The organism is Paenibacillus zanthoxyli JH29 (assembly GCF_000520715.1).
Taxonomy (GTDB): domain Bacteria; phylum Bacillota; class Bacilli; order Paenibacillales; family Paenibacillaceae; genus Paenibacillus_AQ; species Paenibacillus_AQ zanthoxyli.
In genome coordinates, this window is sequence record NZ_ASSD01000517.1 from 1 (window position 1) to 10,245 (window position 10,245).

Genomic DNA, 10,245 nt, shown 5'->3' on the forward strand with positions numbered 1-10,245 from the left:
TGGCGCCGCGCGGCTTGTGTTCCATCAAATCTTTCTCGGGCTGGTCTACGCCAAGCGCCATGGCGGGCAGGCCGTCCGTGACCAGATTGACCCATAGTATCTGAATTGGCACAAGCGGAAGCGGCAGACCGAGCATCATCGCAAAGAACATCGTCAGAATCTCGCCGACATTCGAAGCGAGCAAATACCGGATGAATTTGCGGATATTCTCATAAATGCTCCGGCCTTCCTCTATAGCCGCCACAATGGTTGAGAAATTATCGTCTCCTAAGACGAGCGCCGAGGCTTCCTTGCTTACATCCGTGCCCGTGATGCCCATAGCAATGCCGATGTCCGCCGCCTTGATGGCCGGGGCGTCGTTCACTCCGTCGCCCGTCATAGCCACGACATGGCCGTTGCGCTGAAGCGACTTCACGATGCGCAGCTTGTGCTCGGGCGACACGCGGGCGTAGACGCTAACACCGTCCGATAATTTGTCGAGCGCATCATCGTCCAGCCGCGACAGCTGGCTGCCTGTCAGCACTTTGCCCCCGCGCTGAAGGATGCCGAGCTGACCCGCAATCGCCTCAGCGGTGGTGCCGTGATCGCCGGTGATCATGACCGTCTTGATGCCCGCCCGACGGGTGACGCTGATCGCATCCCGCACCTCACGGCGCGGCGGATCGATCATGCCGGCGAGCCCGGCGAAGACCAGCTGGCTTTCCGCATCCTTCTCTGAATTAGCTTGCTCATTAGAGCGCAGCTCCCGGTAAGCCAGACCAAGCACGCGGAGGGCGTCCGAAGCCATTGCTTCGTTCGCGGCCAGCGCCTTTTGCCTCAGGGTCGGCGTGCAGGGTACGACCTGGCCCTCCCACAGCATATATGAACAGCGGCTCAGCAGGACATCGGGCGCTCCCTTGGTGCACACCATGCGTCCGCCGGGATGGGTCACGGTCACCGACATCAGCTTGCGCTCGGAATCGAACGGAAACTCCTTGTCTCGGGTGAAGGTTACGGACAGCGCTGATGCGGTCAGCCCCATCTTCGCGGAAAGCGCTACAAGCGCCCCCTCCGTCGGGTCGCCTTTGAGCTCCCAGACCTTGGCTGTGGTCGGCGCCGTCTCTCCTTCGCCGCCCTTCCCCTTGCCTCTATCTTTACGTTTGCTCCTCGTTTCAGCAGAAGCCGTCTCGTAAATCTCCGCGTTGTTGCATAACGCGCCAATTTGAAGCAATCTTCGCAGGCTCTGATCGCGCTTTAGATCCGCAGGCTTGCCCTTGTCGAGAATTGCCCCAATCGGCGCATACCCTTCGCCAGTGACATCCAAGCTGCGCCCTCCGCTCCAGACGCGGGTTACCGTCATTTTATTCTGCGTCAGTGTTCCGGTCTTGTCGGAACAGATAACGGACGCGCAGCCCAGCGTCTCCACCGAGGGCAGCTTTCGCACAATCGCCTTGCGCTTGATCATCCGCTGCACACCTAGAGCAAGCGCGATGGTGACGATCGCGGGCAGACCCTCTGGAATCGCGGCAACCGCAAGGCTGACCCCTGCCAGAAACATCGACACCGCCGGCTGGCCATGCAAGATCCCGGCAAGCACCACAACTACGGTCAGGGCGAGCGAGACGTAGATCAGAATTTTACCAAGCTGCTCCAGCCGGCGCTGAAGCGGTGTTTCCTGAGTTTCGGTGCTCTGGATCAAGCCCGCGATTTTACCCATTTCCGTATCCATCCCGGTACGGACCACAATCGCTTTGCCCGTTCCACGGGTTACCATTGTGCCCATAAAGCCGATGTTCTTCTGATCGCCCAGCGGAACTTCCTCCGCATGGATCGGCTCCGAATGTTTGGAGACCGGCAGCGATTCCCCGGTCAATGCGGATTCCTCGCAGTACAGCGCGCTGCATGCGAACCAGCGCACATCGGCGGGAACCCGGTCGCCGCTCTCCAGCAGCACGATGTCGCCGGGAACGAGCATCTTCGCCGGGATGTGCTGTACGGTTCCGCCGCGCAGCGCTTTTGCCGAAGGCGCGGACAACTGCTTGAGCGCGCGCAGCGAGCGCTCCGCGCGAAACTCCTGAACGAACCCGAGCACCCCGTTCAGGACGATGATGGCGACAATCGTGATCGCATCCAGATATTCGCCCAGAAGCCCCGATACAAGCGTCGCCCCCATTAGTACCAGGACCATGAAATCCTTGAACTGATTGAGCAGCAGCGTCAGCGGGGATATTTTTTCGCCCTCCGACAGCTCGTTTAGCCCCTTCTCTTTGAGTCTTGCTTCAGCCTCCTCATCGCCAAGGCCCCGCTGCGGCGAAACCGCAAGTATCTTCTGCAGCTCTTCGCTGCTGAGCCGGTGCCAACTTTTTTGTTCCATGACTCTCCATTCCCCTCCCGGTCGTTTCTGACTTCCGGCGGCGTTAGTGCTTTTCCACCCGTTCATGACCAATGTATTCGGGGTCGTCCCGAATTATCACCCGGGCTTATCCTATTCGTTTTGCGCAATGCGGCAAAAGTATGGCATCATAGAGAGGAAAGAAATTTTACCAGCGACAGGAGAATTGGAATCATGGCACTAGACGGTATCGTGACCCGCGCCATTGCAGCTGAGCTACAAGCTTGCATTGGCCAGCGGATCAGTAAAATATATCAGCCCGGCGATCACGACCTTGTATTTACACTCAGAGGCGCGGGCGGAGGCGGCAAACTGCTCTTATCGGCTAATCCGACCTATCCGCGCCTGCATTTTACGGAAAGAAGCACCCTGAATCCTCCAGAGGCGCCGATGTTCTGCATGCTGATGCGCAAGCACTGCGAGGGGGGCGTAATCGAGGCCATTAACCAAGTGGGGATGGAACGGATCATTCACATCGACATCCGGCAAAGGGATGAGCTGGGAGACGTGTCCGCCAAAAAGATTATTATCGAGCTCATGGGACGGCACAGCAATATCATCCTCACCGACGCCCTGGCCGGTACGATTATCGACGGCATCCATCATGTTACGCCCGCCATCAGCAGTTACCGGATCGTTATGCCCGGCTTTGCTTACACGCAGCCTCCGGAGCAGAACAAGCATAATCCGCTGGACATTTCACAGGGCGGATTCCTGCAATTGTACGGCGATGCCGAGGCCGGTACGGCAGGGCAAGACCATGAGGGAGATTCGGCAGCAGAAGCGCAGCATCTGGAAAAAAGCGGCCGGAAACCGCCCTCCCAAGATCCCGCTGCCTGGATCGTTAATACCTTCAGCGGCGTCAGTCCGCAGATTGCGCAGGAAATCGTTCTGCGCGCGAAGGAAGGCCAAAGCGCCGGAGAATCCGGCGCAGCTTCAGCGGACGCGAACCAAGCCGGCAAGCTGGCAGAGGCCTTCGAATCCGTCATGGCGCCTGTCAGAGAGAACCGGTTCGACCCGGTAAGCGGCACGAATGCCAAGGGGAAGCTCGTGTTCTCGGCGATCCCGCTAATGCTCCTGACCGGCAAGACGAAGCATTATGACACCATCAGCCGCTGTATGGAGGACTATTTCGGCGACAAGGCCGAGCGGGACACGGTCAAGCAGAAAGTAAGCGATCTAATCCGCTTCCTGACGAACGAGCGGAGCAAAAATGTCAAGAAGCTGGCCAATCTGAAGGCCGATCTTGAGGAAGCCAGCGACGCCGAGCAGTATCGAATCCGCGGCGAGCTGCTGTTCGCGTCGCTCCACACGCTGTCCAAGGGTGATAAGGAGGCGCGTCTGATCAATTATTATGATGAGAATCAGGCGGAGGTCGTTATCCCGCTTGATCCGCTGCTTACGCCGTCGGACAACGCACAGCGCTATTTTAAAAAATACAATAAATACAAAAACAGCCTGGCGGTCATTGAACAGCAGCTTGAGAAGACGCATGAGGAAATCCGCTATATGGAGAGCCTGCTTCAGCAGCTGGATCACGCCTCCCTGAACGACATCGAGGAAATCCGGGATGAGCTTGTGGCCGGCGGGTATCTTCGGGACCGCAATAAAAAGGGCAAAAAGAAAAAGAAGCCAACCCGCCCGACGCTTCAGGTGTTTACTTCCTCGGAAAACCTGGAAATTTATGTAGGCAAGAACAACCTGCAAAATGAGTACCTGACGAACCGTCTTGCCGGATCGAATGATACATGGCTTCATACGAAGGATATTCCCGGCTCGCATGTCGTGATACGCGGCGAGAATTTCGGCGGCGCCACCCTTAATGAAGCCGCGCAGCTGGCGGCATACTTCAGCCAAGCCAAGCAGTCCAGCAGCGTACCCGTGGATTGCACCCTGATCCGGCATGTGCGCAAACCAAGCGGCTCCAAGCCCGGCTTTGTCATTTATGACCATCAGCGGACCCTGTTCGTAACGCCGGATGAGGACATGATCAAGCGCCTTCCCAGCACACTGAAGAGCTGAGGCGTCTCGGGTTGCGGCGCAGGTAATGCATCCAAAATAAGTTGTTCCTAGACATAATAAAGAAGCTTTCACCATGCGGTTCTGCCGTTAGTGAAAGCTTCTTTATTTGTCTCTCTAATCTTTCAGCCGTTCCAGCACTTCCGCTCCGACCGTGACGCTGCCGAGATCGCCGTGAAATATCACGCCGCCCCTGGCGCCATGAAAATCCGAGCCTCCCGTAACGAGCAGGCCGTACTCCCTTGCCATTTCAAGGTAGCGGTCCACGTCTTCGGGGCCGTGATCGGAATGATAAGCCTCGACACCGGTGAATCCCCCGCCCTCAAGAATGCCGCGCACCAATTCATCGTCGCCGTAAAGCCCGGGATGCGCGAGCACCGCCTTCCCTTTCGCTTCGGTGATCCAGACGCATGCTTCTCCTGGGGAGATGCGCGGCGGCGAGACAAAGGCTGCGGCTCCTTCAGCCAGATACTTATTGAATGCGTCGCGCATGTCGATTGCTGCTCCGAGCCGCACCAGTTCGTCCGCGATATGCGGCCTGCCGACGCTCTCATCCGGCTTCAGCTCCCGCCCAATCCCGCGAATGACCCCTTCCATCGTAATTTCGATGCCCAGTCCCCGCAGCCGTTCGATGATGGCTTCATTCCTCGCGGCGCGGGTCTCCTGCTGCGCGGCCAACCGCTTTAAAAACTGCTCATCCCGGTAATCGACATAATATCCCAGAATGTGGATGTCTTTACCGCCGGTACGGGTGCTGATCTCAACGCCAGGAACGACGGTAATGCCATACTGTTCCCCGGCCGCCAGCGCTTCGGCTATCCCTGCTACCGTATCATGATCCGTAATGGCGACCGCAGCCAGGCGCTTCTCCTTAGCCAGACGCACATTTTCAGCCGGAGGCTGCATGCCGTCGGACGCAAGGGTATGCGTGTGCAGGTCACAGCGTCCGGTTGGAGCGGCCCCGGTATCCCGAAATTCTTTTTCCATTCCGATTACCCCTCCCCTTCTACCCGAAATTCTTCACTTCTTCCCATTCCTCGCGCAAAATCCCCATCTTGATCGCATCATAATATTGTCCTTGGACAATCCGCGCCTTGCGGACACGGGCTTCCTCCACCATTCCGCATCTGGCGGCAAGCCGCATCATCCGTTCATTGCCGGACCATGTGCCGATGCCAAGACGGACAGTGTCCAGATTTGTAAATAAATAATCCATCCACATTTGGAAAGCTTCGGTGCCGTAACCGCCTGACCAATAGCTTGAGTCGTAAATCACAATCCCGATCTCAAACCAGTTCGTAACTTCCGACACCCAGTACCTGCCGACCTTTCCCTTCACTTCGCCGCCAATCTCGATAATCAGACAGGAGCGTGTCTTATCGGCCTTGGCCGTCTCCAGAGCCGTCCTATGCTGCTCCAGAAATTGTTCATATGTAATAGGCTCCAGCGGCTGATAGGGACCATTCCAGTTCAGATGCTCCCGGTCGGGCGATTCAAAATAATGATAATACAGCTTCGGAATATCGGCCTCTGTGATATCGCGCAGAACAACCTTTTTTCCCGCCAAAAAAACCGTCATCCCATTCTCCCCCAATTTTCATTATCCCGGCTCTCACTTCCTAGTCCTCTGCGTGCTGCCGCAGAAAAGTCAGGAACGTGACCGCGTGAATCGGCAGCAGCGTCGATTTCTGATGAATCGCGTAAAACTGCCGCTTGAACGAAGCGTCCGAGATATTCACGATCTTCAGCAGACCGAGGGCGACTTCATGCCGCACTGTAGATGGAGACAGCATCGTTATACCGAGACCCGCCTCCACCGCCGATTTGACAGCCCCCGTACTGCCAAGCTCCATGACAACCTGCAATTCGTCCAGATCCATCCCCTTGGACAGAAGCTGCTCTTCCATCACGCGGCGTGTCCCGGACCCCTGCTCGCGCAGCACGAACGGAAACCTTAGCGCCTCCTCAAGCAGCACTTCGCTTCTCCCGGCCAGCTCATGGCCACCTGGCACAATCAGCTTCAGCTCGTCCTCCATTACCGGCTCGATCACCATATCCGGGTGGGTGACCTCCGCTTCAATCAGTCCGAAATTAAGCTGGTGCTTCGTGATTTCCTCCATGATTTGCGTCGTGTTCATGATCTTCAGCATCACGGAAATATTCGGATACGCCTTGCCAAAAGGTGCCAGCAGCCGGGGCAGCACGTATTCCCCGATCGTCAGGCTTGATCCAAGCAGCAGCCGCCCTTCGAGCATATGGGTATAGGCCGCCATCGCCTGATCGGTCTGCCGCATCAGCTCCATGCTGCGCAGCGCAAACGGAAGCAGCGTCCTTCCCGCGTCGGAGAGCATAATTTTCTTCGTAGAACGGTTGAACAGCTTCGTCCCGAAATAATCCTCCAGCGACTGAACCTGCATCGTCACAGCCGGTTGCGTCATATGCAGCGCCTGCGCCGCAGCGGAGAAGCTTCCTTTTTCGGATACCGTGTAAAAAATGTGCAGCTGGTGAAAATTCATGCTCGTACACTCCTATTATCGCTAAGACTTATGTTCATGAGCCCTCAGATTTCAAAAAGACATGCGGCTAAAGCCGCATGCCTCTTCGCCTTATGGTTTACTTCCTGCTACCGCCTCTTCCGGCCGTTCTGCATGAGAGTTATCCGCCGTGAACTTTGCTGCCGGGCATAATAAGTCTTCAGATCCCTAAGATCTATATTTTCCGACATTTTTCCCAGAAACGAAACGACGATCAGCTTGTAGAGCGGATTCCCGTAAAGATCGGACTCGTCCGGAATTTCCACAATGCGCGCCGCCATCACCAGATCATTATCAACTACATACATTTCCGGCTCCGCCGGAGAATGCGCCCGCACCCTTTTTTGCTTAAGACACTGCCACAACCAGTAAGCGGCATCTTTGCCGGGCTGTCCGTCGCTTTGGCCCCGTCCCTCATACCGGCCTCTTGCGTGGGCTGTGATCACAAGGTCGGCGATTCTGTACTCATTCAGCGTTACATAGAACGGCTCGTGAACGCCCCAGCTGCCTGTCTTATTATCGCGCATAGTTATCACACTCCACCATAAAGGGTCTTGGCGCGCATGTATTGATGACATCTTACCACCACAGGAGCGGGATATACAAGTTTGAACCTTAGGGGCTATATATAGCCCGGGGCTCCAAATGACTGTCGTCGATCAGACAGCTGCCATTGTGCAGCTTGCAGCTTTTTTTCAGGCTTGCAGCTTCAGCAGCAATCTCTTCTATTAAATTGAAGCTGCGAAAGCGGTTAGTTACAACAGCAACCGATAGCGACACGAGCGGGATTTCTTCCAATTTTCCAGAGCGGTTCTCGGCCAGCACAGACTGTCTCATAAAATGCGCCTCGGAGTAGAAGCCTCTGATCGTCTCATCGAACGCGCGCAGAACCGACCGGCAGGAGTCTCCATAATGATGGTGATCCAGAACGACGATAAAATCATCGCCCCCAATATGTCCGACAAGTCCTCCCGTGGGACTCATGCCGTTTTTGATAAGATCCGCCGTCCACTGAAGCAGCCGGTCTCCTTCTTTGAACCCATATGTATCGTTATAAGCCTTGAAATTGTCCAGGTCAAAATAAAGCACGCTGTAGTGCTCCTGTGTCAGCGCCCCCTTCAACCACTCGCTAATACTCACATTTCCCGGAAGTCCGGTAAGTGGGTTCATAAAACTCGCTGTCTCGGCTTGAATTTCGGCAAAATGAAGCAGCAAATCCCTGACGCTGACCGCGCCGTACAGCTGGCCGCCGCAAGTGACCACCACATCGTCATACAGTTTCTCTTTGTCACGTCCCATCGCCAGCTTGCTGACTTCAGTAATGGGGCAATCATAGTCAACCACCAAAGGATCAGGGTCCATAATGAGCTGTACAGGTCTTTCCATATACAGCGTGTAGCCATATAAGGTCCCGATTCTCTGGTAAAATCTCACTCTCATAATGAGAGCAATCGGGTAATCATTCTCCGTTACAGCCACCCCATGGAGGGCGGGATTTTCCTTGAAAATCCGGTCTACACGCTCACACCGGGTTCCGGGAGTGATGCTCGGAATCGCCTGGCTTATTTCTCCAACTTTATTCTGCATCAACCTAAGCTCCTTTCCAAGAAGAAGCGGCTGACCGATCCGGTACAGAAGGGTTCGCTTCCCGTAGAATATTGGGCTATTCACAATTAGGAATACAGTGACGCCTGCTCCGTCTTCGCCGCCCATTCGCAGCTGATGTCCGCTTCGTCAAATCACTTTATTATTTTATAATAGGACTATACTATTAACTGCCAGTAAAATCCGGGAATATTTTCCCAAAGAATAATTCGTGTATGTTTGATTATTAAGAACCAAGTCCCGTTACAAAAAAAAGAAGAGGTCCGAAGGGACTTCTTCCTTTGTGGTTAAAGAGGGCATGCTATCCGCCTGAAGAGCAGCTATGGCCTATAATCCGTAATAGCGGGTCTTGTCCGGTTCGCTGCCGGAGTACTCCGTCTTCAGCTCATTCCGGTATGAACGCTCGATCTTGCGAACGTAAGACAGTCTGCGCACGTTCTTCATGATTTCCTCCGCACGATCCGCATTTACGTACATGACCGCGTAATGCATTTTCCGTGAAATGTAATGCAGGGTGCCGTATTTTTCCAAATTACGCGCGGCTTTTACGTCGCTGACCCAAATGATATAACCTGTGCGTTCCGCAATCATGTGCTTCTCCGCCTCTCTGTATTGGGCTTCCTTCGGCGGATCAGCCGCAGGAGCATTTGCCTCCGCTGCTGCAACCGCCTTTAGGCAAAGGATCATTGCCGGGAACCTTGATGCTGTCAGAAACCGCATAGGCAATCGTCTCCGACATGGAATGGAGCATATCATCCAGCGCCTTCTCCGCCAGCTTGAAGCGGGAAACCTCCTCGAATTTATCCAATTCGGCTTCCACCGCCCTAACCTCTTCCTTGGCTGCATGATAATTTGGATGGAAGTGGCCGAAACGCTGGGTTTCCTCGAAAAGTTCCTTCTTGCTCTGAAGCTTTCCAATCAAGTTCTGGATATCGGAATTGGCGGCAACCCGCTGTTTCCAGTATAAATAATCCGCCACTTCAGCGGATTGGTTAATCATATCGCCCAATTCATAGGCGCCCGTTAGCACTTCGGCCATATCGACCGTATTATATTCCGCTACGCTCATGAATTTCATCTCGACTTCCGTAATGAGTGTTCCACTATTTCAGGTGGACTACCCCATCATACCACAACCGCCGCCCGGAGCAGAAGGGGGGACGGCGGGAAATGCGGGAACAACGAGCTGAATCCTGTCCCAGTCCTCATCGGAAAGTTCCCGTTCTTGCGAAGTGTCGCCGGATTCGCCAAGCAAATATCCGGATACCCTCCACGCTCCCGGCAAAATGCGGGAGGGAATAAATTCACATGTCTGTTCTTCCATGGTCAGCCTTACCTTCGTCCCCCATTTCATGGCCTGTTCCATAATCAGACGGGCAGTGGAAGCGTGGTATCGGCGCCTTTCTTTGATCCACATGGACGGCACATCGGCCGAATCCGGCCATAACTCTTTGGGTGACGCAAGCGCCGGCGGCATCTCCGGCGGCAGGGCGGCGGCATAATCATCGCCGCGCCACAGCCCTGCAGCCGGATCGGATGGCATAGTAAAGCCAACCACGCTCTGTGTGGATTCGGGGCGGCTTAGACGGAACAATCCGTCATCGCTCTTCGCTTCATCGCTTCGTCTGGGCAGCCCTTCCAGCGGAGCCATACCGGCTGAAGCGAGCTCCTTGCGGACCAAGCCAACCTGGTCGCGGCTCACTCCGAAATGGCGGG

At 55.2% G+C, this 10,245-nt stretch carries 9 protein-coding genes and 1 pseudogene; 1 reads left to right on the plus strand and 9 read right to left on the minus strand.

The window, feature by feature from the left end; all coding sequences use genetic code 11:
* On the minus strand, nucleotides 1-2,353 hold a 2,353-nt coding region (locus L691_RS0119945; RefSeq protein WP_025692122.1), incomplete at its 3' end, for a cation-translocating P-type ATPase.
* Between the two features lie 192 nt (nucleotides 2,354-2,545).
* On the opposite strand from L691_RS0119945, the gene L691_RS0119950 reads away from it, so the two are divergent.
* Nucleotides 2,546-4,393 carry an Rqc2 family fibronectin-binding protein gene (locus tag L691_RS0119950; RefSeq protein WP_025692123.1) on the plus strand — a complete coding sequence of 616 codons (1,848 nt, stop codon included), beginning with the start codon at nucleotides 2,546-2,548 and terminating at the stop codon, nucleotides 4,391-4,393.
* Between the two features lie 114 nt (nucleotides 4,394-4,507).
* Here the strand turns inward: L691_RS0119950 and L691_RS29555 are convergent, their stop codons facing one another.
* From L691_RS29555 to L691_RS33020, 8 genes and pseudogenes are all read right to left on the minus strand, one after another.
* Nucleotides 4,508-5,377 (minus strand): PHP domain-containing protein, encoded by an 870-nt coding sequence (locus L691_RS29555; protein WP_036737440.1) that lies wholly within the window; start codon nucleotides 5,375-5,377, stop codon nucleotides 4,508-4,510.
* A 19-nt stretch (nucleotides 5,378-5,396) separates the two neighbouring features.
* Nucleotides 5,397-5,969 carry a GNAT family N-acetyltransferase gene (locus tag L691_RS0119960; protein WP_025692124.1) on the minus strand — a complete coding sequence of 191 codons (573 nt, stop codon included), beginning with the start codon at nucleotides 5,967-5,969 and terminating at the stop codon, nucleotides 5,397-5,399.
* A gap of 40 nt (nucleotides 5,970-6,009) precedes the next feature.
* Nucleotides 6,010-6,906: a selenium metabolism-associated LysR family transcriptional regulator gene (locus tag L691_RS0119965; protein ID WP_025692125.1), complete on the minus strand. Its 897-nt coding sequence runs from the start codon at nucleotides 6,904-6,906 to the stop codon at nucleotides 6,010-6,012.
* 107 nt (nucleotides 6,907-7,013) lie between these two features.
* The gene (locus tag L691_RS0119970; RefSeq protein WP_025692126.1) at nucleotides 7,014-7,451 is read right to left on the minus strand and encodes a hypothetical protein; all 438 of its coding nucleotides are present in this window, start codon (nucleotides 7,449-7,451) and stop codon (nucleotides 7,014-7,016) included.
* 88 nt (nucleotides 7,452-7,539) lie between these two features.
* Nucleotides 7,540-8,511 (minus strand): GGDEF domain-containing protein, encoded by a 972-nt coding sequence (locus L691_RS0119975; protein ID WP_025692127.1) that lies wholly within the window; start codon nucleotides 8,509-8,511, stop codon nucleotides 7,540-7,542.
* Nucleotides 8,512-8,856: 345 nt separating this feature from the next.
* The gene (locus L691_RS0119980; protein ID WP_025692128.1) at nucleotides 8,857-9,120 is read right to left on the minus strand and encodes a YlbG family protein; all 264 of its coding nucleotides are present in this window, start codon (nucleotides 9,118-9,120) and stop codon (nucleotides 8,857-8,859) included.
* Between the two features lie 40 nt (nucleotides 9,121-9,160).
* Nucleotides 9,161-9,598, minus strand: a complete 438-nt coding sequence (locus tag L691_RS0119985; RefSeq protein ID WP_025692129.1) for a YlbF family regulator — start codon at nucleotides 9,596-9,598, stop codon at nucleotides 9,161-9,163.
* A gap of 48 nt (nucleotides 9,599-9,646) precedes the next feature.
* Nucleotides 9,647-10,245, minus strand: a pseudogene (locus L691_RS33020) (hypothetical protein); the annotation flags it as partial.

Excerpts from the sequence above, each read along its gene's own strand:
- L691_RS0119950 (WP_025692123.1), top strand. The coding sequence starts at position 2,546 with ATGGCACTAGACGGTATCGTGACCCGCGCCATTGCAGCTGAGCTACAA.
- L691_RS29555 (WP_036737440.1), bottom strand. The coding sequence starts at position 5,377 with ATGGAAAAAGAATTTCGGGATACCGGGGCCGCTCCAACCGGACGCTGT.
- L691_RS0119960 (WP_025692124.1), bottom strand. The coding sequence starts at position 5,969 with ATGACGGTTTTTTTGGCGGGAAAAAAGGTTGTTCTGCGCGATATCACA.
- L691_RS0119965 (WP_025692125.1), bottom strand. The coding sequence starts at position 6,906 with ATGAATTTTCACCAGCTGCACATTTTTTACACGGTATCCGAAAAAGGA.
- L691_RS0119970 (WP_025692126.1), bottom strand. The coding sequence starts at position 7,451 with ATGCGCGATAATAAGACAGGCAGCTGGGGCGTTCACGAGCCGTTCTAT.
- L691_RS0119975 (WP_025692127.1), bottom strand. The coding sequence starts at position 8,511 with ATGCAGAATAAAGTTGGAGAAATAAGCCAGGCGATTCCGAGCATCACT.
- L691_RS0119980 (WP_025692128.1), bottom strand. The coding sequence starts at position 9,120 with ATGATTGCGGAACGCACAGGTTATATCATTTGGGTCAGCGACGTAAAA.
- L691_RS0119985 (WP_025692129.1), bottom strand. The coding sequence starts at position 9,598 with ATGAGCGTAGCGGAATATAATACGGTCGATATGGCCGAAGTGCTAACG.